At 37.6% G+C, this 21,865-nt stretch carries 23 protein-coding genes, 1 pseudogene and 3 riboswitches; of the genes and pseudogenes, 14 read left to right on the plus strand and 10 right to left on the minus strand.

Annotation, left to right across the window (positions count from 1 at the left end):
- Window positions 1-67 precede the first annotated feature (67 nt).
- The gene (locus LXM54_RS09910; protein ID WP_233315025.1) at window positions 68-1,045 is read right to left on the minus strand and encodes a sensor histidine kinase; all 978 of its coding nucleotides are present in this window, start codon (window positions 1,043-1,045) and stop codon (window positions 68-70) included.
- Window positions 999-1,703: a response regulator transcription factor gene (locus tag LXM54_RS09915; protein ID WP_233315026.1), complete on the minus strand. Its 705-nt coding sequence runs from the start codon at window positions 1,701-1,703 to the stop codon at window positions 999-1,001. The genes LXM54_RS09910 and LXM54_RS09915 overlap by 47 nt, the downstream gene beginning before the upstream one ends.
- Before the next feature lie 128 nt (window positions 1,704-1,831).
- Here LXM54_RS09915 and LXM54_RS09920 point away from each other — a divergent pair, with 128 nt between their 5' ends.
- Window positions 1,832-1,987: a hypothetical protein gene (locus LXM54_RS09920; protein ID WP_233315027.1), complete on the plus strand. Its 156-nt coding sequence runs from the start codon at window positions 1,832-1,834 to the stop codon at window positions 1,985-1,987.
- A 29-nt stretch (window positions 1,988-2,016) separates the two neighbouring features.
- Here the strand turns inward: LXM54_RS09920 and LXM54_RS09925 are convergent, their stop codons facing one another.
- Window positions 2,017-2,370, minus strand: coding sequence for a VOC family protein (locus LXM54_RS09925; protein WP_233315028.1), 354 nt, complete (start codon window positions 2,368-2,370; stop codon window positions 2,017-2,019).
- A 174-nt stretch (window positions 2,371-2,544) separates the two neighbouring features.
- Window positions 2,545-2,626: riboswitch (cyclic di-GMP riboswitch) on the plus strand.
- Between the two features lie 153 nt (window positions 2,627-2,779).
- Between LXM54_RS09925 and LXM54_RS28480 the strand changes: the two are divergent.
- The 3 genes and pseudogenes from LXM54_RS28480 to LXM54_RS09935 form a co-directional block, all read left to right on the plus strand.
- Window positions 2,780-3,136, plus strand: a pseudogene (locus LXM54_RS28480) (PAS domain-containing protein); the annotation flags it as partial.
- Between the two features lie 135 nt (window positions 3,137-3,271).
- Window positions 3,272-3,574: a methyl-accepting chemotaxis protein gene (locus tag LXM54_RS28485; protein WP_442780454.1), complete on the plus strand. Its 303-nt coding sequence runs from the start codon at window positions 3,272-3,274 to the stop codon at window positions 3,572-3,574.
- Window positions 3,575-3,815: 241 nt separating this feature from the next.
- Window positions 3,816-4,280: a C40 family peptidase gene (locus LXM54_RS09935; RefSeq protein WP_233315030.1), complete on the plus strand. Its 465-nt coding sequence runs from the start codon at window positions 3,816-3,818 to the stop codon at window positions 4,278-4,280.
- A 70-nt stretch (window positions 4,281-4,350) separates the two neighbouring features.
- Here the strand turns inward: LXM54_RS09935 and LXM54_RS09940 are convergent, their stop codons facing one another.
- Together LXM54_RS09940 and LXM54_RS09945 are read right to left on the minus strand one after the other, a co-directional pair.
- The gene (locus LXM54_RS09940; RefSeq protein ID WP_233315031.1) at window positions 4,351-4,827 is read right to left on the minus strand and encodes a hypothetical protein; all 477 of its coding nucleotides are present in this window, start codon (window positions 4,825-4,827) and stop codon (window positions 4,351-4,353) included.
- Between the two features lie 179 nt (window positions 4,828-5,006).
- Entirely contained in the window at window positions 5,007-5,987 is a 981-nt protein-coding gene (locus LXM54_RS09945; protein ID WP_233315032.1) for a CgeB family protein, read from the minus strand.
- 162 nt (window positions 5,988-6,149) lie between these two features.
- Here LXM54_RS09945 and LXM54_RS09950 point away from each other — a divergent pair, with 162 nt between their 5' ends.
- Window positions 6,150-6,761, plus strand: coding sequence for a polysaccharide deacetylase family protein (locus LXM54_RS09950; protein ID WP_233315033.1), 612 nt, complete (start codon window positions 6,150-6,152; stop codon window positions 6,759-6,761).
- 25 nt (window positions 6,762-6,786) lie between these two features.
- Here LXM54_RS09950 and LXM54_RS09955 read toward each other — a convergent pair whose 3' ends face one another.
- The 3 genes from LXM54_RS09955 to LXM54_RS09965 form a co-directional block, all read right to left on the minus strand.
- A complete protein-coding gene (locus LXM54_RS09955) occupies window positions 6,787-7,863 on the minus strand; it encodes a tetratricopeptide repeat-containing glycosyltransferase family 2 protein (RefSeq protein ID WP_233315034.1) in 1,077 nt (358 codons plus the stop codon).
- Between the two features lie 58 nt (window positions 7,864-7,921).
- Window positions 7,922-8,200 carry a hypothetical protein gene (locus tag LXM54_RS09960; protein ID WP_233315035.1) on the minus strand — a complete coding sequence of 93 codons (279 nt, stop codon included), beginning with the start codon at window positions 8,198-8,200 and terminating at the stop codon, window positions 7,922-7,924.
- A gap of 126 nt (window positions 8,201-8,326) precedes the next feature.
- The gene (locus LXM54_RS09965; RefSeq protein WP_233315036.1) at window positions 8,327-9,115 is read right to left on the minus strand and encodes a HipA family kinase; all 789 of its coding nucleotides are present in this window, start codon (window positions 9,113-9,115) and stop codon (window positions 8,327-8,329) included.
- A 222-nt stretch (window positions 9,116-9,337) separates the two neighbouring features.
- Here LXM54_RS09965 and LXM54_RS09970 point away from each other — a divergent pair, with 222 nt between their 5' ends.
- The 3 genes from LXM54_RS09970 to LXM54_RS09980 all read left to right on the plus strand — a co-directional run bounded on the left by LXM54_RS09970 (window position 9,338) and on the right by LXM54_RS09980 (window position 13,803).
- On the plus strand, window positions 9,338-9,925 hold the full coding sequence (locus LXM54_RS09970; RefSeq protein WP_233315037.1) for an NAD(P)H-dependent oxidoreductase: 588 nt from the start codon (window positions 9,338-9,340) through the stop codon (window positions 9,923-9,925).
- 251 nt (window positions 9,926-10,176) lie between these two features.
- Complete coding sequence (locus tag LXM54_RS09975; protein ID WP_233315038.1) at window positions 10,177-12,936, plus strand: sensor histidine kinase; 2,760 nt, start codon at window positions 10,177-10,179, stop codon at window positions 12,934-12,936.
- Between the two features lie 45 nt (window positions 12,937-12,981).
- Window positions 12,982-13,803 (plus strand): CheR family methyltransferase, encoded by an 822-nt coding sequence (locus tag LXM54_RS09980; protein WP_233315039.1) that lies wholly within the window; start codon window positions 12,982-12,984, stop codon window positions 13,801-13,803.
- 29 nt (window positions 13,804-13,832) lie between these two features.
- Here the strand turns inward: LXM54_RS09980 and LXM54_RS09985 are convergent, their stop codons facing one another.
- Window positions 13,833-14,972 (minus strand): PP2C family protein-serine/threonine phosphatase, encoded by a 1,140-nt coding sequence (locus LXM54_RS09985; RefSeq protein ID WP_233315040.1) that lies wholly within the window; start codon window positions 14,970-14,972, stop codon window positions 13,833-13,835.
- Between the two features lie 248 nt (window positions 14,973-15,220).
- Between LXM54_RS09985 and LXM54_RS09990 the strand changes: the two genes are divergently transcribed.
- Entirely contained in the window at window positions 15,221-15,529 is a 309-nt protein-coding gene (locus LXM54_RS09990; protein WP_325169573.1) for a nucleoside 2-deoxyribosyltransferase, read from the plus strand.
- A gap of 47 nt (window positions 15,530-15,576) precedes the next feature.
- On the opposite strand, the gene LXM54_RS09995 is transcribed toward LXM54_RS09990, so the two are convergent.
- Window positions 15,577-15,732 carry a hypothetical protein gene (locus LXM54_RS09995; protein ID WP_233315041.1) on the minus strand — a complete coding sequence of 52 codons (156 nt, stop codon included), beginning with the start codon at window positions 15,730-15,732 and terminating at the stop codon, window positions 15,577-15,579.
- A 113-nt stretch (window positions 15,733-15,845) separates the two neighbouring features.
- On the opposite strand from LXM54_RS09995, the gene LXM54_RS10000 reads away from it, so the two are divergent.
- From LXM54_RS10000 to LXM54_RS10025, 5 genes are all read left to right on the plus strand, one after another.
- Complete coding sequence (locus LXM54_RS10000; protein WP_233315042.1) at window positions 15,846-16,727, plus strand: aldose 1-epimerase family protein; 882 nt, start codon at window positions 15,846-15,848, stop codon at window positions 16,725-16,727.
- Between the two features lie 321 nt (window positions 16,728-17,048).
- A riboswitch (TPP riboswitch) is annotated at window positions 17,049-17,158 on the plus strand.
- A gap of 80 nt (window positions 17,159-17,238) precedes the next feature.
- A riboswitch (TPP riboswitch) is annotated at window positions 17,239-17,344 on the plus strand.
- A gap of 54 nt (window positions 17,345-17,398) precedes the next feature.
- Complete coding sequence (gene thiW, locus LXM54_RS10010; RefSeq protein ID WP_233315044.1) at window positions 17,399-17,908, plus strand: energy coupling factor transporter S component ThiW; 510 nt, start codon at window positions 17,399-17,401, stop codon at window positions 17,906-17,908.
- Between the two features lie 21 nt (window positions 17,909-17,929).
- A complete protein-coding gene (locus tag LXM54_RS10015; RefSeq protein WP_233315045.1) occupies window positions 17,930-19,270 on the plus strand; it encodes a solute carrier family 23 protein in 1,341 nt (446 codons plus the stop codon).
- On the plus strand, window positions 19,267-20,403 hold the full coding sequence (locus LXM54_RS10020; RefSeq protein ID WP_233315046.1) for a LuxE/PaaK family acyltransferase: 1,137 nt from the start codon (window positions 19,267-19,269) through the stop codon (window positions 20,401-20,403). The genes LXM54_RS10015 and LXM54_RS10020 overlap by 4 nt, the downstream gene beginning before the upstream one ends.
- A gap of 2 nt (window positions 20,404-20,405) precedes the next feature.
- A complete protein-coding gene (locus LXM54_RS10025) occupies window positions 20,406-21,863 on the plus strand; it encodes an acyl-CoA reductase (protein ID WP_233315632.1) in 1,458 nt (485 codons plus the stop codon).
- Window positions 21,864-21,865: the final 2 nt, after the last annotated feature.

The following is a 21,865-nucleotide window of genomic DNA, read 5'->3' on the forward strand; positions in this document are numbered from 1 at the left end:
ATCAATCAGCTCCTTTCCTTACAAGAATAACAGGCTAACCTTGCTTAAACCTTGCCGTTAACTTGAATTATTCTTGTTTGCTTGAAGGGAGATGTAAAGGCAGCTCCATAAAAAAAGCTGTACCTTGCTTTAGAGTGCTCTCTACGGTTATCTTTCCTCCGATTCCTTTAACTAATTCCTTCACGATAGCTAGACCAAGTCCGTTGCCTTTCACACCACGAGCAGAATTTCCTTTATAAAGCCTATCAAAAATATGTGGTAAATGAGATTCAGCAATTCCAATCCCATTATCTCTTATTTCCGCATAGACATTACTGTTTTTTATGTAAATATATATGAACAGAGAGGAAGCAGAACTATGATTCAATACATTTTGTAAGAGATTGTCTAATATACGTTTCCATGCTGTCTTATCTGTTATCATATACTGCACTTCTTCTGGAATAGAAATAACATAGTCCATGCCAGCATCCTCCAGCTGAGGAATCCAGTCAGCTACTATTGTTCTTGTATATTCAAATATCTCCACTTCATCCAGTTGGTATAGCCGTTCACCTGATTCCAGCTTCAGCCATTCAAACAGAGTATCAATGAAATGATGGAGGTCATGCGCTTTTGATAAGGATATCTTCAAATAATGGTCTTTATCACTATCATTAACTAAACCTAGTTGTATTGCTTCAAGATAGCCGGTTAAAGAGGCTAAAGGAGTTCTTATATCATGGGACAAGCTTGTAACCAACTGCCGGTATGCTTTTTCAGATTGTTTATGGTGGACAATTTCACTCTTCGCATTAATAACAACTTCGTTTATTTTATAGCTTAACTCTGCAGCAATGGAATTTTTAGCAATAACGATACGCCTGTCCATATTTCCTTGTGCCATCTCATCGACTACAAGGGTAATATCGTTCAGCTCTTTTTTTATACTACGTATATAAATGAATAGGAAAATAACAATGAGCAGCAAAATAACAGAAAAAATAATAGATAAAATATTAACCATGATGATTAAACCGATAACCAACTCCGCGAATAGTTTCAATAAATAAGAGGCCTTTGGCGGGATTCTCAATTTTTTTTCGTAATTTACTAATAAAGGACATGATATTGTTATCATCAAAAGCATATTCATCATGCCAGACTTGATTGTATAACTGGCTTTTTGTGAAGATTCTGCCTTTGTTACAAGCCAAAAAATACAGCAAGTCAAACTCCTTTGCTGTCAGTTTCACAAACTCACTATCTATGAAAACAGAGCGATTGTCTGCATCGATAGTAATAGTAGGAAAGGTTAATTTACTATTAAGAGCCTTCGAATCATGAGCGTTTAAAATGGTATTTCTCCTGATTAAAGATTCAATTCTGGCCAGAAACTCTCGAATACCAAAGGGCTTTGTTAAATAATCGTCTGCACCAAGCTGCAAGCCTTTCACTTTATCTGTCTCATCACCTTTAGCTGTCAGCATTAAAATGGGAATATTGCTGTTTTGCCTAATCTGTTCTAATAAACTAAAGCCATTAATATCAGGGAGCATCACGTCAAGTATCGCAACATGATAATGGCCGTTAAGGAAGAGGGATATGCCGTTCGAAGCAGTATGAGCAACATCTGCTTCAGTGCCAGCTGTGGCCAGACAATTCTGAAGCAGTTTGCAAAGCTCTGTATCATCATCGATAATTAATGCCTTATGAGTAGTCACAAGATCACTTCTTTCTATATTTACTAATTGTCATTTGTTTTTCCTCTAAAAAATTCCATATTTGGAGTTTGCTATAAATTATACGCAGATAAAGCATATGTATCAAGACCAGAGTATTAGGGAGGAAGGTGAAGGTCTTTAAAGAATTCATTTGGTGTATAGCTGCCTTTGTTTTAGGCTTAATGGGTGTTGGCACAGCAACATGTTTCACGGGCTTTATCGTCCTCGTTTTTGTAGTAAAGAAAGTAAGTAGCTCAAATCCTGTTACAAATAACTCCGTTTGAAGAGATCAGCTAACCTGATCTCTTCTTATTTAACATTTACAAACCATTAAATGATTTCCATCCGGGTCTTTGAAAGTGAAATAATGTTCATGTTGAATGGTGGTAACTAACTCAATTTGTTTTTTTTCTGAGTACGCATATGCTGCCTTAATATCTTCTGTATTAAAATGAAATAATGGTGTATTAATAATGTTTCCTTCTGCGTATATTTTGCTGTCCAGCACAATGCCAGTTCCTTCCATTGGCAATACATACAGATGATCAAACAAGATTTCACCATTTGCAGGCAAACCTAAAAAGTCACAGTACCAATCTTTTGCTTTTTCAATATCGCTAACAGGGATAAAGATAGTTCCCACATGATTTTTTATAGGCCTGGTCATTCTACTCCTCCTTCAATAATACTCCTCTAAAAAAACTGCTTAGTAGTTTTACTTCCACATTATCAAGTTCTCATCCTTTAATAGGATAAAATATAGGAGTAATTTCCTATTTTAAACATTGAATTACAGCCGTTATAAATAGTAGCTGGAAATTAATTAGAAGTAGAATCAAACTCTAGAAAAAGGCAAACTTGTTGAAAGATAAGGACGCAAAACCACAGGTCTAAGGAAATTCTACGATGGCTGGGTTACCGAAGGGAGAATAACGATATAAATTGAAGAGACTGTGATTTATAAATATTAAAGCTGTACGGAACTAGTAGTATCTCTAAAAATTGTAATTAAAAACTAAATAGAAAAAGGAAGAACGAACTTGAACACAACTGGAGAAATCAACAAAAGTACTCAAGTGTTAGAAGCCAACTCTGTATTAGCAGCACTAGAATCTAATTTGGCAATTGTTGAATTTGATTTGACTGGTAAGGTCATTTGGGCAAACGAACATTTTGCAAATACACTTGGATATAGTGTGCATGCATTGAAAGACATGCTTCATAAGCAGTTTTGCACACAAGAATTGCAAAACAGCAGGGAATATGCACTTTTATGGGAAAACTTAAGAAAAGGCACTAAGTTCCAGGAGAAAATCCAACGAGTTGGCAGAAGCGGAAATTTATTATGGCTGGAAGCCACCTATATTCCTGTATTAAACGATAATGGGGAAGCAGCAGCAGTACTCAAAATAGCTACAGATATTACAGAGCGTGAAAACAAAACATTAGAGCTTGTTTCCTTATTAAAGAATCTTTCCTTAGATCTAGGTGAAATAGTCAGTGATAACGCTAAGGAGAATATGCAGGCGATTCAATCCTTACAGGAACAAACAGATTTAATTAGAGGACTGTCTAAATCCATTCAAAATATATCTTTACAAACCAATATACTCGCATTAAATGCAGGAATTGAAGCTGCCCGAGCAGGCGAGCATGGACGTGGTTTTAATGTGGTTGCAACAGAAGTAAGGAAACTAGCTGGAAATGTGGAAGACGCTATTAAAAAAATCAACAGTAATATTGAAAATATAGCAACAGAGGTAAATAAGGTTAGTGAAGTCACCAAAAACTCTCAAGAAGTGGTAAGTTCCACGCAATCAGAGATTTGTGGGAAAATGAACGAGTTTGAAGGTTTAAATAATAGAGTCTAAACTACTTTCTTACAAAAGTATAACCGCCTTTTTAGGCGGTTATTTTTTTAGAATTGGCAACCCTTCCTTAATATTCCTCTATCATTTCAAAAACTAGCGAAATTTGTAATACTCGTAATATTTCTTAATGAAAGTGTAATGAGAATTCACTATATTTTTCTGAATATATTGATATACTGAGATAGTTAAAACGTCGAGATACATAGCCAATGGAAAACACATAATTTTGGAGGTTACCATCATGAAGAAGGCCATTATCGCAGTATTGGCAAGTTTAAGTTTACTCGCAGGAGTATTTATTCCGTCTCCACTTGATTCAGGAAAGGTAGAGGCTGCTTCTGCTTCCTATAAGGATAAAGCAGTTAAAGAAGGCAAAAAGGTAATAGGAACAAAATATAAATGGGGCGGCACGACAAAAGCTGGTTTTGATTGCTCAGGCTTTGTTAACTATGCGTTTAAAAAAGCAGGCAAAAGCTTGCCAAGAACTACCGCTGACCTATACAAAAAAGGTCAAAAAGTCTCTAAAAGCAAGCTGAAAAAGGGAGATATGGTATTTTTCCAAACCTATAAAAAGGGCGCTTCCCATGTCGGTATTTACATAGGTGACAATAAATTTATTCATGCAGATTCTACTAAAGGCGTAACAATTACAAGTTTAAGCAACAGCTATTGGAAATCTAAATACTACAGTGCAAAGCGTATTTAAAACATAAATCATCAAACAGAGCAGCCACAGGATGCTCTGTTTTTTTATAGAGACTTTTAATGGAAAGTGGTTACTCTTTTTCTTCCTTAGGGAGTAAATTTAGAAATTTAGCAAGAGAAAGCAGTGTAGAAGACCGTTTTTCAAACAAATATTCTTTATTTGTGTACTCTTCCATCTCTGCTTTTATATTTTCTGGGATATATTCTTCTGGAATGAGGATCGAAACATGGGCTTTTATTTTTGGAATATCTAACTGATCGGAAAGGTAAGATAGATGATTTCCTTCCCCGGCAGCAGCATACTTCCCATTAGGAAGACGGACTAAGTGTAAATCAGCAAGCAATTTATCATCCCAGCCTTTTGTTTCAACAGATTTCTTTAGTTCAATCAGCTTCTCATCATTTTTAATCTCCTTTGGTGTATGGCTTAAGCCTATGATATCTCTAGGTGATACGGAAGTGACGCCATAATCAACCGTTACATACGGCTTATAAGGGCTGACCGCTTGATCAAAGAGTATCCACCGTTTTTTAAAGATTTTTAGCAATGGAAACACCTCCTGCTATAAAGCTATTTACTACGGAGCTATTTCATTCCAATAAAATCAAAAAGGACAGATACATGACCTCACAGCTTTCTATATGGAGTGTGTATACATACATTTCAGTGAGAGAGCGTTATTCTGTCTTTGTAATGCGAAAACCTACCGACAAGAGGGAGTTAGGATTATTTAATTATTCCTTCTTTAATCAGTGTTTGGATAGCTTGTTTAGCTCTTTTCTCATAGGAGTGATTAGAAACAGTTTTATGTCCTTGTATTTTGATTTTTGTTCTTTCTTCTGGATGGTTCAAATAATAGTCGACTAAACTAAGCGTTTGCTGCTTGTTAGAAGATACAACCAAGTCTTTTCCGGCTGTGAATAATTCTCTAACCCCCGGAGTGTCAGAAGTGATTAAGAAGCCTCCAGATCCTAAAATCTCATACGTACGTTGCGTAACCTGTGATTTGTAATTTTGCGGTCCGATGATTATTTTTGCACTATTGTACACTTTATAAGCATCTCTATATGGTAAATAACCATGAATCCAATCATTTGGGATATTTACGCCAAGTACATTGCCCATTTTATCCCAATCTGCTCCCCAAAAGTCAATGCGGATACCTTCCTCAACTAATGGTTTTATCAGAGTTTGCAGGGATTTATTCCGATAATGCTCAGGAGCTTCTGTAAGAATATGAGGATAGGCGTTTGCCACCACTACAATATCATAGATATTTTGAGCATTAGAAACAGGATAATGAATGCTGGGCTCAAAGCCGAAATCAAGATGAGCAGCAGGTATTTTTAGTTTCTTGTAGAAATCCACTAAACTTGTACTTAAGGTGAAAATAAAGTCTGGCTTCATTCTAGCGATCAGAGGAAGAGTAAAGTCAAGTGTGAAATGGGGATCCTCTACAGCCCAATATATATGTGGTATACCCGAAGCCTTCACTTGTGAACTTATTAATTTCTGCTTCCAAGGACTATCATTTTCTTCAGACCATCCCTCAGTAAAAATAAGCTGAGGCCGGAAGCTCGCAATTAAATTAGGAATTGTCTTTTCGTCTATTTTTCCTGAAACCAAAACTTCATGACCCGCATCCCTGAACCCGGCTGCTAACCCATACATTAAAAGTTCATTACTATCAATAAAGAGTATTCTCAAAAGGAGTCACCACCAGCAATTTTTTATTAATATATGAAAAGATGGACAAACATGAAACGGCTTGTATGAAATAAATTTAAATATGGTACAAATGGGAAAAACATTGATAACAATTTGACATATTTTATATATAAACTATTTTGCAAAAGAAAGGGGATAATTGTGGAAGCTGACTCTAAACGTTTTATCGCTTTAACATTTGATGATGGACCATCACCCTATACACTGGAGATTCTTCAAATCCTTAAAACACTTCAAGTAAAAGCAACTTTTTTTATCCTAGGTGAAAGTCTAGACAAATATCCTGGAATTCTTCAAGCGATAGTGAAGGATGGGCATACGGTGGCAAACCATACAATGAACCATCCAGACATTACTAAAATATCAAGGAATGTTTTGCTAGAAGAAATTGAAATTCTTAATCTGGAGCTCAAGAAAACTGCCAATCAAGATGTAAAGTTCTTTCGACCGCCGTATGGAGCGATTAATGAGGAGATTTACCGGACTATACATGAACTTGGACTAATACCAGTATTATGGGATATTGATACAAATGATTGGGATTTATCTCAGGAAGACCAAATTGAAGAACGTGTGATGGAAGGTATCAGAGCCGGGAAAGAAAATAAAATTGTTCTCATGCATGATGGAGGAGGGCCTAGGGAAAGGACAGTGCAAGCATTGCCTAGGATAATTGAAAATTTGCGAGAAAAAGGCTATGAGTTTTTAACAATGCAAGAGTACTTTTATAAAATTTATAACATAAAAACATAAGTGTTTAGAAGAACAAACTCCTCCATTAATTTAGAGGAGTTTGTTTAATATGCGTTTCTAACAAATATTTATTTTCTATGATTAAACTGTTGGTAGGATTGAATTTGTGAGCGATTACAATATGCTGGTATGCTTTCTTGCTATTCCCCAGCATAGAGTGGCAAACGCATAACTGTAAATGAGGAATCCATGTAGAACAGCCATGGTAAATAATGCCGCCTTCATCTACTTCTGGAAGAATTGTCGCATATTGAAACCAATGAAGTGCTGTTTTGGGATCATCCTTTTGCAGGAAAAGAAATCCGAGACGACAACAGTCTTCAGAACGGGGAAATCCACATTGAAATGTTTTTAATGCATACTCAACAGCATGTTCTATGTTAGACATTTGGGAATGGCATTCAGATATTTTGCGATAAGCAGTTCTTTCATCCTCCAGCCAATGATCTTCAGTCTGAATAAAATCCATATAGACAGGAATCGCTTCTTCATAAAAGCCATTATCATATAGTTCATTTCCATAATAGAACAGGTCGCGCGGCGTAAAAGAAATTCCTTGATTTAGAAGGTTCTTGTAAATGAGCAAGTTCCTATTATGATTAAGGTGAATTCTTTTATGGCTAATGGTTAAATCACTATGATAGATTTCTCCGCTCACATCTAGATATTCATGAACTGCTCCGTGCCATTTATATTGTTTGGAGCGTTTCACAAGCCTAAATTGCCTCAGGCTTGCTAAAACATTGCCTGCCTCATCAAAAGCGGCTTGGTATTTCATTGTGATTGCATCCACGGTTGATGGAAGTGTTTCTTTCAAACGGGATAACTTTTCTGTATCATCAAAGATGTCATCTGCATCCATAGTCAATATATATTCCTTGCTCGCATGTTCAAAGGCGAAATTTCTGGCAGCTGAAAAGTCATCAATCCATTGAAAATGGTAAATATTATTCGTATATGTCCGGGCAATTTCAATGGTGCGGTCTGTCGAGCCTGTATCTACAATAATGATTTCATCTACCATATCTTTTAAGGAATCTAAACATCTGCCGAGTGTGTTTTCCTCATTTTTGACAATCATGCATAAGCTAATTGAAATCATACGTTCCTCCATATAAATATATCTGCATCCCGTTATAGGATGCAGACAATCATGTTGTTTAGTCTTCAGGATTAATATACTGGTTGTACAAATCTTCAATCCATGTTTGATAATCTTGATCATTTGTCATAGGATTCTGATTCTGTGAAACTGTCATTCCGGCAACTCCGGTCATCCCAGTCATCCCAGTCATCCCAGTCATCCCGGTCATTCCAGTCATTCCAGTCATTCCAGTTAATCCGGTAACTCCCTTAAGACCTTTTAACTTGTGCGGAAGATGGTGTTTTTTATGGGGACCTTTATGATGCTTTGGAGGTTTTGGGGGTTTAGGTGGCATATTCATCAACTCCAATTTATAAGTTACTATAAAATATTACTTTAAGGAGAAAATTGTTCTAGGACAAACACTACAAAAATGAACTTTTTTCTTTTGCTTTTTGAGAATCTGTACATAAAAGCTGTATTAGAGTCTTGAAGAATTCCAAATCGGGAAGTAACTCCTTAAATCAGCAATTGTCTTCTTCATTTGTTGTTTTTTTATTATCAGATGGAACAGCAGCATTTTTACTTCTTCCTTTGAGACTTGCCAATCGGAAGGAATATCTTTACCAAATGCAGCGGCAATCTCCTCGTCTTTTATAGAATAAAGCTTATTTAATGCCAATCCGAAAGGGTCGGCGTTATCGATGAAGGGTACAAATTCTTCATAAGTAGACCCCCAGATGACATGATTGTTCCATGTATAATAGTTGAGACTTTCAATACTCCACTCAGGACCATAAAAGGCGTCAGCGTGATCAATAAATGCCAATTGGTATGGATTATTGCCGGATAGCAATATGTTTTGTCGTTCTTCCCTTCGATCGTAATTCGATATCCAATTGTCGAACATAATAATTTCAGGGAGTGTGAAAGTATTATTACAATGGTAGAGCTTATCAGATGAATACAAGCTTGCATTTTTAATAAGTAAGCTTCCAAAATGAGGTCCTTCTTCAATAGCCATTCTTTTTAATAATTTTGGATCTTTAAGTTTCTTTTTTGAGAAGATAATTATTTTACCTGTCGCTATTGGGAGACCTAGAAGCTCGCCTAATCGATACGATACTAATTCATTGAATAACGATCTCTTTCCGTTTGGGTTTGACATCAATTTTACAATATACACATTTCCGTCACTGCACAGGAATAACTTTGCAGCCATTTCTCCTTCCTCAACATCTTTTATATATTCAACTGCATATACAGACATTTGCTTCCTCCTTTACAGCTATCGTGTATAGATCCTTATATTTTATTTGCTTATTTATAGTTGGTGAGGCGCAAAGCCCTAAGAAAAGAAAAACAAAATTTGTATAATAAACACTTTATTAAAAGATAAAAAAGGTTTTTATTGTTAATGTGAGAATATTAAAGGGATTACTGTTTAACGTGATAAGCTGAACAAAGTTTTATAACAGAAAGAGGTGTTCGAATGAAGATGTTAGTAGTATATACATATCCAAATCATAAAAGCTTGAATTATGCGTTCTTCCAACAAGTGCTGAAGGGGAGTAAAGAAAATAAAAACATTAAAGAAATCCAAGTTCTTGATTTATATGAAGAAGGCTTTAATCCCTTATTACTGTTCAATGAACAAAAACGCAGGCGAGACATGCATATTGATCCGGTCTTAGAAAAATATAGGCAGCAAATGAAATGGGCTGATAAGTTGGTTTTTGTTTATCCGATTTGGTGGGGCAGACCGCCTGCCATGCTTTTAGGATATATTGACCAAATGTTTGCTTCTAATTTTGCTTATAAAGATAAAAAAGGGCTATTTCCGGAGGGGCTTTTAAAAGGAAAATCTGTTGTTTGTGTTTCTACCATGAAAGGACCTACTCATTATCCGCTCCTTTGGTTGAATAATGCTCATAAGATTCTAATGAAAAAGGCATTATTTAATTTTGTCGGAATAAAAAGAGTTAAATTCTTTGAACTTGGAAATATGGAGAGCAAAAAGGGAAAACAAAGCAAAAAGCTGCAAAAGGTTTATGACTATTTTAAAAGGATAGACAGGTAGATTTAAAGCATCCCCAAGAATTAATCAGCGGAAGTTCTTTTTTCATTTAGCGAAGGAAAGTAATATCAATTATTTTTGTGATATAATTACTTCTTGGATGGAACGACTAAGTAGAGTAAGATAATAGATTATTATTGAAACTCTTAAATAGTATACCTATTAACATACATAGAGACTTAGATGTAAATTAGTAAACTAGCAAAAAGTTTGTTATAGTTGATGGTATAGACAAGTAGAAAGAAGGAACTCGTGTGGGCTACAAAAGAAAGCAATATTTTGGTTTAGGATTGACCGTTTTATTTATGGTCCTCTTAATGGGAATCATACTTATTATGATGCAGTCCATTAGAGACAATATGCTAGAGATTGTGCAGGACCGCTATCATAAAGTAAATGAAGCAACAGAAATCAGACAGCAGATCTATTTAGAAGACCGCAATATGTTGAATTTGATCAGCAGCAGCGAGGAAAATAATACGAAATTTGTTGAATCGTCAGCAGAACAAATTTCGCTTCTAAATACAAGAATAACAGAACTTGAATCTATCTTAAATACGAACAAATCAAAGGTTCTTCTCAGAGAAATCAGTAATTTATATGAGAATTTTTCTCAAATGGAAAGCAGAATGATCACTTTGTACAATGATAATCGCACAAAGCAAGAGCTTCAAGCGGTTTATGATGAAGGGATTTCTAACCGGAGGGATTTGTTAAGTAAAATAGATGAGTTTAAAAACTATCAAGAATCCTTGATGGGTGATGCCCTCGATGAGGCAAACGCAACATATAAACAGCTTGTTATTGCCCTTATTTCGGTTGTTTCTGTCGCACTTATCCTGATTGTCACTGTCATGCTGTGGGTTATTAGGAGCACAACTAGAAATATTAATTCCATCGTTCATGTCATTAAGGATGTTGATTTTACTAATTTAGTGTCTGTGCCGCGCATTGAACTGGAAACGAAGGATGAAATTGGGGATATCGCGAGAGCATTTAATACAATGGCGGCATCCCTTGAAAATTACACGGTAAAAGAAAAGCAATTTGTTGCAGAAATATCTGAGCAAAACTGGGTGCAATCCAATTCTGCGGAAATTATCAAGCTTTACAGCCGCCATGTTTCTGTAACCTCACTTGCTGAACAGTTCCTTAAAAAAATTGTTACAGCAATAGATGCAAACCTTGGAGCGTTTTATGTACAGGATGATACAGGTAAAGAGCCTGTTTTCAAAAAAGTCGCTGCTTATGCTGATTCAGATGCAGGAAGACAAACATTTACTGCTGGTGAAGGTATTATCGGGCAAACGGTGCGTGACAAGAAAATAGTTGTTCTTCCTAATATTCCTGAAGATTTCCGATTTATTTCAACTGGATTAGGGGAGGTTAGACCGAAATCTGTGCTGATTGCACCAATCTTGGTGAAGGATGAGGTTGTCGCTGTTCTGGAAATAGCAAGCGTTAAGGAATTTACCGCTTCAGATCAAAAACTGGTTGAAAATGTTCTCGAAACCTTAGGTATTGGAATTATGAATATACTAGGAAGAATGGAAGTAGAGCGGTTATTGCTTGAATCACAAGCACAAACAGAAGAGCTTCAAACCCAATCGGAGGAACTGCAGGCCCAATCGGAAGAGCTGCAAACACAGACAGAAGAACTGCGGATGATTAATGAGCAGCTCGAGGAAAGAACGAATGATGCAGAACTGAAAACAGAGGAACTGCAGACTGTGAAAGAAGAACTGGAGGAGCAGGCAAAGCAGCTTAAACTTAGCTCGAAATACAAGTCCGAGTTTCTTGCAAATATGTCCCATGAGCTTCGAACACCGCTTAACAGTATTTTGCTGCTTTCAGAAATGCTGGCAGATGACCTTGACAGCGAATTATCTTCTGAGCAGAAGGAATTTGCAAAAGTCATCAATTCGTCTGGAAATGATTTATTAAATCTTATTAATGATATTCTCGATCTTTCTAAAGTGGAAGCAGGAAAGCTGGAAATAAGCTTTGAAGAAGTGTACTTAAGTGAATTCGTTGACAGATTGAAACGAAACTTTACGCAAATAGCGAAAAGCAAAAGCTTAGATTTTGAGATTGATTTCCATGAGGATGTTCCGCCAATCATCTATACAGATGAACAAAGATTGCAGCAGGTTATGAAAAATCTGTTATCAAATGCATTTAAGTTTACAAAAGAGGGCAGTGTTAAGATTTCTGTCAATAAAGCAGAAATGAATGAAGTGAAGCAGCTTCCGCTCTCCAATTATGCGGATATATGGGTGAAGATGTCTGTAACAGATACTGGTATTGGTATCCCAGCAGATAAACATGCGATGATATTTGAAGCATTCCAGCAGGTTGATGGAGCAACAATGAGGAAATACGGAGGAACAGGTCTCGGTTTATCCATTTCGAAGGAATTCTCCCAACTCCTTGGAGGCACGTGCTTAGTAGAAAGCAAGGAAGGAGAAGGAAGTACATTCACGATTTTCATTCCGAACTTGCCGGGAGGAATCCCTCTAATTGGCATAGACAGCATAGCGGAAGATCAAGCAGCATCTGCAATTGGTTCTGACGAGGCCGAGCCTGAGAATGCAGCAGCAGTAAATGAAGAGAGTAATACAGAACACTCACCATCTACTGTACTGCAAGGGAAAACAGTCATTGTAGCAGATGATGACCATCGTAATATCTTTGCATTAAAAAATGCTTTAAATAAAGAAGGCATGAATGTTATTACCGCAGAAAATGGCGCTGAATGTCTTGAAAAGATGGATGAATTAGAGCATTTTGATATTGTGTTAATGGATATTATGATGCCTGTCATGGACGGCTATGAAACAATTAGAAAAATTAGAGGTATGGAGCAAAACAATGACATTCCAATCATTGCATTAACAGCGAAAGCAATGAAAGGTGACCGCGATAAATGTATAGAAGCAGGGGCATCTGATTATATCAGCAAACCTCTGAAACTGGATCAATTATTATCTGCCATGAGGGTATGGTTGTCATAATGCTGTATATTCTTCTAAGTAGAAAAGACAAGGAAATGAATTAGTATGGAAAAAGAAGAAATTGAATTAGATTTACTTTTGACAGCTGTATACAAATTGACTGGGTATGACTTCAGACAATATATGCGTTCGTCCTTAATGCGGAGGGTCCAAAATCGGTTAAACAGAGAAAAGCTGCTAACCATTACTGGACTAACAGAGAGAATTATTCATGACGAAGATGTTCTCTATAAGCTGCTCCGTGACTTTTCTATTAATGTTACTGAGATGTTTAGAGACCCCTCCTTCTTTAAGGCTTTCCGAGAAGAGGCAGTTCCCTTATTAAGGAAGCTCCCTGAAATCAGGATCTGGCATGCAGGTTGTTCTACTGGTGAAGAAGCCTATTCTATGGCAATTATGCTAGAGGAGGAAGGATTGGCACATAAGGCCAAGATATACGCTACTGATATGAATGACGTTGTGTTGGAAAAAGCTGCAGCAGGGGTAATCCCCCTGCAAAAAATGCAGGCTTATACGAAAAACTATCTTGCCGCTGGCGGCAATAGTTCCTTCTCCGAATACTATACAGCAGACAGCAGCGGAGCTATTTTAAAGCCGTCAATCCTGAAAAATATCGTGTTTGCACAGCATAATCTAGTAACAGACAGGTCATTTAATGAATTTCATGTAATTATTTGCCGCAATGTCCTGATTTATTTTAATCTGGAATTACAGCAGCAAGTATATGAATTATTCAATGAAAGTTTAAGCCCGGGAGGCTTCCTTGGCTTAGGAAGCAAAGAGACAATTCGCAGTGATTCTGCCTACTTTGAAAATTTTAATACACAAGAGAAAATATTCCGTAAAAAAAGCAGTGCTTCCTATTAGGAAGCACTGCTTTTTTATATGGATCGCCTTCAATCTGCTTGAATTAAGACTACACACATATCGTCTGTAGCACCTTTCTGGTGGTCTTTAGATGTAATTAAGTCAATCGGTTCCGCTGTCTTCGCATCAGCAAGTCGGCAGGAAGCAGCCTTCTTTATCAAGTCGATACCCGTTTCTCCATATTTGTCAATCGCTTCATGGACACCATCTGTACACAGAATAAGCTGAACAGAATTCGAGTAGTGAATGATATTCTTCTTTGTTCTGATATCATCAAAGAAGCCGACAGCTGTCGTATTGCTTTTCAATTCTACTGTTGTTGTACCATCAATTAGGGCATAACCGTCCAAATGTCCAGCATTTATGTATTCTATCGTTCGTTCATTTGTATCTAGTACTAAGTATATCGCTGTAAAATAATATGGTATTTTTTGATTTGAATTTAGTGTGCTCATTCGGCGGTTTAAATCTTGTATCACATTCTCAGGATCAGGATTTTTTTGAATTGTGTCACGCAATACAGAGGAAATAAACATGCATACAAGCGAAGCGGAAATTCCGTGGCCCATCATATCAAGCTGAATGGCGGCATAACGATGATCGCTAATCTCATACCAAAAGTACATATCTCCCGCCAATTGAAATGCAGGCAGATAGGATGCCTTAATAAGCAAGTTTTCTTTATGTATAGGTGGGCTGAGCACGCTTGTTTGTACTTGTGTTGACAGCTCCAATTCATTTCTGATTTTCTCTTCTTGTTTCTTATGCCAGTCTTTTTCATATTTTAACCTGATTGCAACGCGAAGTCTTGCGAGCAGCTCTGTTTTGTTAATCGGCTTCATTAAATAATCTGTGCCACCGGCATCTAATGCTTCAACCACTTTGCATGAGTCCTCTAGCGCTGTGACAAAAATGACTGGAATATCTTTCAGATGCTCTACTTGCTGGAGCTGTTTACAAGCTTCTATTCCATCAATTTCCGGCATCATTATGTCCATTAAGATAGCATCAACCTGACTCTCTATTACAAATGGTTTATCTGAATATAAATAGTTAAACATATCCTGTGCAGAAGTAAACGACAGATAATCTGTATACCCAGCACGCTGCAACAGCTTTTCTATGACGAATAAATTAGCTTCATTATCATCAACAATCAGTATTCCCAAGAATTATCCCCTCACTTACTATCAACTTTCTATATACAACATTTTTTAATACCCTGTTTAATATAATTATAAACATAAATATTAAATTTTTAATAGTTGCTGAGGTGTCCGTATACCAAATAATGTTATAATGGCTATAGGAATTGAGGGAGATAGCAAATGCAGCAACGAACGTTTTATATTGCATCAAGCTTTAAAAATAAGAATGAAGTACGAATATCAGTAAACTGCTTATTGATAAAGGATATATCCATACATATGATTGGACATTAAATAACAGAGCAACATCCTTACAAGCTTTAGAGAAAATCGGACAAGAAGAGTTAGCAGCTGTGAAAAATAGTGATTTTATAATTGTTATACTTCCGGCTGGAAAAGGGAGTCATATTGAATTAGGTATAGCAATTGGTTTGGGGAAAAAGATATTCCTCTATTCCCCTAATAAGGAAGTGAATAATTTAGAAGCGACAAGCACCTTTTATCATTTACCGGAAGTTAACAAATGTTATGGGGAAGTCGAGGATTTAATAGAGACGGTTATTGCGCTAACTATCTAAATTTGTGGCTTATTTTTTGGAGTAGTGGGTATGTAATGGATAAGCAATTAATGTGTAACAATGAATAATAGCTTACCAATACATTCACCAATTTTTTCTGAAAGACTAAATAAGGAAAAGCTCATAGCGATGACAATGGAGAGCAGTCCAAACTTTATTATAGCTTTCGGTACTTGAAGATAATCTGAAATACGATTGATCATGATCGAGCTCCTTTATTAAATAATAGCTAAATGATAACAATAATTATATTAAATGTAAATAAAAGGTTATTACGTTGCATTCTTATAATATTAATGGGAAAGAGGTAATTTCAATGACAACTGTAATTGAAAATGAGTGGTTAAAGGTAGAAATTGCAAGCAGCGGTGCTGAAATTCGTAAAGTGCAGCATAAAAAGAATGAACTGGATTATATGTGGACAGGGGATAAAGCATATTGGGGACGAGTTTCTCCCGTATTATTTCCGATTGTGGGCCGTTTAAAGGATGATAAATATGAACTAAATGGAAAATCCTACCCGATGTCGCAGCATGGCTTTTTGCGTGATGCCGATTTTGATATAGAGAAGAAAACAGACAATGCTGTTTCCTTTGTTGTTAAGTCGGACGGGCGTTTTCTTGATGTTTATCCTTATGAATTTACAGCGTATATTCACTATTCTTTGCTGGAGGATTCTCTTTCTGTCCGCTGGGAAATAGTCAATGACAATAAGGATGAGATGTTTTTCTCCATCGGTGCACATCCTGCCTTTAGAGTTCCGCTGTTAGATGATGAATCTGCCGAGGATTATGTCCTCCATTTTACAACAGCTGAAAACAAAGATGTTATGGAATATGAGCTGAAGGATTCGCTTATTCATGAAAAAGGGATTGCTAATGATATTGATTCTATTCAGGTGAAGGATTCTCTTTTTGAAAATGATGCATTAATCTACAGTCATATTGATGCGATAAAACTAGTGTCAGATAAATCAAGTCATGGGGTCGAAGTTACATTTAAAGATTTTCCTTTTGTAGGGATTTGGTCGAACTACTCTAAACCAGAAGGAACAATGGCTCCATTTGTATGTATTGAACCATGGTACGGGATTGCTGATCTATATAACACAACAGGAAAGTTAAATGAAAAATTCGGAATGAATAAGCTTGAAGCAGGGGAAACCTTCCAAGCAGGGTATGAAATAAAGTTTGTTTAATAAAAAGGTAAGGGAACTGTTTAAAATAAGGTTCCCTTACCTTTTTTTATTACAGTTCTCGCAAATAAGGGTTCCTTCATTTTTTAAATATGCCTTTATTTCGGTCATTCCTTTACGCATAGGATAGCGCATTTTTACATACACAATGTCATTCCCCCTAATTTCCTTCCTGCATACGGAACATTCAGATTTGCTATTGAACATACTAAACACCTCCACTTTATTTACGAATAAAACAATAGATAGTTCCTATTGCAAGTAAAAAATCTCTTTACATTAGAAACAGTTAGGTTTATGATTAAGCTAAATTTTACATAACCATTTAACTACTAGGGGTGCCCGCATGGAGGGCTGAGAGAAAAAAGCAATTTTTTTAACCCTTCGGACCTGATCTGGATGATGCCAGCGTAGGAAAGTAGTCAGTGAGATTCTTTATTTACTGCTATTTAAAGCCAGGTCTTAAAAGTGAGACCTGGCTTTTTTATATTAGCATGGTTGTAAATTGAATAAGAGATTGCACTGGGGGAGCCGAACGGCTGAGAGTAGACTTTACAGTCTTGACCCTTTTTGGACCTGAACTGGATAATGCCAGCGTAGGAAAGTGTTCGTATTAGATTAGTCTTTTTTGACTGTCTAGATCCCTCAGTGCTCATTACTGGAGGGATTTTTTTATGGAAAAAACACGAAAGCTTACATTAACGGCGATGATGGTCGCAATCGGGACAATGACTAGTAATTTTTTCTTCATTCCGATTGGGTTTACGAAGGTGTTTCCTGTACAGCATTTTCTCAATGTTCTTTCAGCAGTATTACTAGGTCCGTATTATGCCGTGCTGCAAGCCTTTAGTGTCTCGCTTTTACGAAACCTCATGGGAACAGGTTCACTGTTTGCATTTCCAGGAAGCATGGTCGGAGCACTGTTAGCGTCACTATTATTCTTAAAGACTAGGAAGCTGTATATGGCATTTGCCGGAGAGGTTTTTGGAACTGGCATACTTGGGGCAATATTAGCATATCCAATTGCGGCAGTTCTTCTTGGACAAAAGGCGACATTGTTTGGCTTTATCCCGCTCTTTATTTTCAGCTCGATTGCTGGAGCATTGATTGGAGCGGTTGTATTAAGCATCTTTGTGAAAAAGCAATCGGCTGTATTAACAAATACGAGCTTGCTCAAAAAGTAATGGTACTAGAAGGAGACACGAATGGAAGACTTAAAAACTATTGATAAAACGAATGAAACACCAGAGGAACAACTATTAACAGTGGGGCTTGATGAAAAGCTTCCTCCTCTTAAAAGCTTTTTATATGGTCTGCAGCATGTATTTGTTTCAAATGTATGGCTAGATCCTATTTTTGTGGCAGCAATGATTGGTTTGCCTTTTGCTTTATCAGCAAATATCGTTAATTCCATTTTTATTGCAGCCGGTATTGTTACATTGCTGCAGGCAGCAAAGTTTGTAAAGCTGCCAATCGTCCAAGGACCATCAGCCGCCTTTGATTCCATCATGATCGCAGCAGGCAAAGCAAATGGTCTTGCTGCTGCGAGCGGGGCAATCCTTGTCAGTGCAATAATTGTATTCATATTGTCTGTTACTGGGTTAATAGGCAAGCTGAAGGTATTATTTACGCCAGTTGTTTCGGGGACCGTTATTTTTCTAGTTGGTATTTCTTTATCAAGCTTTACATTGTCTGAGTTTCTCGGCGGTTCACCAGGAGATGCAGGCTTTGCAAGTTCAACTGTATTAATGATGTCCATTCCAACAGCTTGTATCGTTTTAATTTTATCTATATTCGGAAAAGGCTTTTTAAAATCTTTTTCCTTTTTAATAGCATTAGTTGTTGGTGATATTATTGCGATTTGTTTAGGAGAAGCTGATTTTGGAATGATAGCAGAAAAGGCTTGGTTCGGTCTGCCGACATTCCTGCCTTATGGAAATTTAGAATTCGAATGGACAACTTTTCTCACATTTTTTGTTGCGTATATAGTGGCTGTAATTGAAGCGATGGGTGTTTATCAAGCATCCTCCACCATTTTGAAAACAGAGATAAGTGCAAAGCGAATTAGGAATGGTTTTGCAGGCGAATCGGCAGGATCTATGCTGTCCTCTCTTATTGGCGGTTTTCCAACAACTGCCTATGCCCAAAATGTTGGTTTGCTTCGTTTGACAGGAGTTGGTTCAAGATATCCTGTGATGATTGCAGGTGTTATCTTCCTAGTGCTTGGCTTTGTACCGAAAGCAGGTGCCTTGCTTGCTTTAACGCCAAGCCCTGTTGTCGGCGGAATCTTCCTGCCGGCTGCTGCGACGTTAGTGTTTACTGGTATTTCCTTACTAGCAAAAGTGGAACAATCGGATCGCAATTACATGATTATTGGACTTTCCATTTTACTAGCAATCTCTTTGCCAAGCATTTCAACAGGTTTTACAGGGGCAGCAGGAGCCTTCCTGTCAAATACGATATTAATCGGGGCATTTTCTTCAATTATTTTACATCTGCTGTTTGTTAATATTCCAAACTGGATAGAAAAGGGGAAGGGAATATGAAAGAAATCTCTATTGTTATAACAGAAAAAGTCCTCACTTTTATCGAAAAATATAAGAATGGCATTTTGAATAAAGAAGAGCATGACCAAGAATTTAATAAACTTGCTCTAGAATTGTTTTCCTATCAATTTCAGCATAACATGCCTTACAAAAAATATTGCCAAGTGAAGAAAAAGAACCCCCTCACGGTTAAGCGTTGGCTTGATATACCGCCAATGCCAATACAAGGTTTTAAAGAGCTGACATTAGCGTGTGAACCTATTGAAGATGCAGAGGCTGTATTTATGACTAGCGGAACTACTAATCCTGACCAAAAGGGCAGAAATTATCATCCCTCATTAAAGGTATGGGATGCATCGATGAACCATCCATTTAAACAGTTTGTTCTGCCAGACAGGGAGAAGATGACGATATTTGTATTATCACCAGCTGCAGACATGAATGAAAATTCCTCCTTGTCTAGGTATCTTTCAAATGCAGCAGCTTATTTTGGGGCAGAAAACAGCCAATTCTTCTTCGGGAAAAAAGGATTAGAGATGGAGAAATTGGCGAGTGAGCTGCGTAAGTGTGAACAATCAGAAGAACCAGTAATGCTTATGGGCGCAACATTTGCTTATGTTCATCTTCTTGATTATTTAAAGGAAAATGGACTGCAATTTCAGCTCGCAAAAGGAAGCAGGATATTTGATACAGGCGGCTTTAAAGGTCAGTCTCGTGAAGTAGAGATGGAAGAGCTGTATAAACAGTTTCATACAAGCTTCCAAGTTGACCGTTCTCTCTGCATAAATATGTATGGCATGACCGAATTAAGCTCGCAAATTTATGATCAAAGTATTTTGTCGAGCTGCTTAGAAGGAGATATTCGTTTAGAAAAGACAGGTCCTGCATGGGTGAAAACAGTCATACTTGACCCAGACACATTAAAGCCAATCACAAATGGTCAAGCAGGGGTAATTGCACATATTGACTTAGCAAACTGGAATTCTTGTATAGCGATTCTAACTCAGGATGAAGGCTGTCAAACAGATAACGGGTTTAAGCTCCTTGGCAGAATAAAGGGGGCAGAAGCCAGAGGCTGTTCGATTGCAGTGGATCAGCTGATGCAATCTGCATTAGGTGGTGCATCCATTTAGTGATGGAAACAGAATTAATAGAAGCCTATTATGTACCAGAATCAATAAAGCTCACAGATTTTCGCCAAGAGTCAATTCAGGTGAAAGGCCGGAAGTACATCGTAAAATATCCAGAATTAACTGCCGAGCATATAGAGGAAATCGGGGCATCATTGCAAGCAAACAGAAAAGATTATCTTGCTCAGCTTACTACTAATGAAGTAGTCGACAAGATAGACCAAGCTATCCAGCTATGGCTGAATCCAAACTACCGATTGAGACGTATTGCCGACGCATTAATTCCTGCAGTCACCGGGTATGATCAAGACATGGTTCGGCTCGAGTTGAAAAGGTATATGAGGACCTTTCGCAAAAAGGAGCTGCTGCGCTTCCTTGATGAGGAATTTGACCAGCCTGCCATACTCGATGACTTTCGGCCAAGAAAATCAGGCGGAATGAGTCGTGCGTATGGACCAAATACTATTTTTCATTTATTTTCTGGTAATGTGCCAGGCGTGCAGTTATGGAGTTTAATAATGGGGCTTTTGCTTAAATCAGCGGCAATCGGCAAGACCTCTTACTCAGAGCCCCTCCTCCCTGCCCTCTTTCTCCAATCCTTAAAGGAAGTGGACGAGAGATTGGCTGATGCCATCGCCATCCTGCCATGGAAGGGGGGGACAGAGTCCCTTGATAATATGGCAGTCAATTGGGGAGAGGCTGTAATCGTTTATGGGTCGAACAAAACGGTCGCGGAAATAAGGAAGAAGACACCAATTCACAAAAAGCTGTTGTCATATGGTCATAAAATCAGCTTTGCTATGATTGGCAAAGAAGCATTAACGGCTGATCATTACAGTGAAACACTCCATAAGCTTGCCGAAGATATTTCCATCTATGACCAGCAAAGCTGTCTTTCTCCGCAATGTGTTTATGTGGAGCAAGATGGGGTGGTAAGCCCGAAGCAGTTTGCACAAGGATTAGCAGCAGAGCTTTCCCGATACCATAAAAAAAGACCAAGAGCAAAGCTGACAGGGGAAGAGGCAATGTCCATACAAAACTTCCGAAATGAGCATTCCTTAAAAAGCCTGCAATCACAGAAAACGGCAGTATACAGCAGTAAAGACGATACAGCATGGACGGTCATTTACCATGAGGAACCTTCTTTTAGCGGTAGCCCGTTAAACAGAAGTGTTCATGTGTATGCAGTGGACAGACTTGAGGAAGTTGCTGACCATTTCCAGCAATGGGAGAGCTATTTACAATCATGCGGGCTTGCCGTAGAACCAGCAAGATTGTTCTCGCTCGCCAATATTTTAGGTGCTGCTGGCGTTAATCGGTTCAGCCCAATCGGAGAAATGAACCGGGCAAAGCCAGGCTGGCATCATGATGGCGGTTTTAATTTAATGGAGCTAGTTCGCATGGTTGATTTGGAAAGGGACCTTGAGTATGGACTTGAAAAATACGACAGTGATGTGGAATAGAA

The organism is Bacillus sp. Au-Bac7, from assembly GCF_021341655.1.
Classification (GTDB): domain Bacteria; phylum Bacillota; class Bacilli; order Bacillales; family Cytobacillaceae; genus Niallia.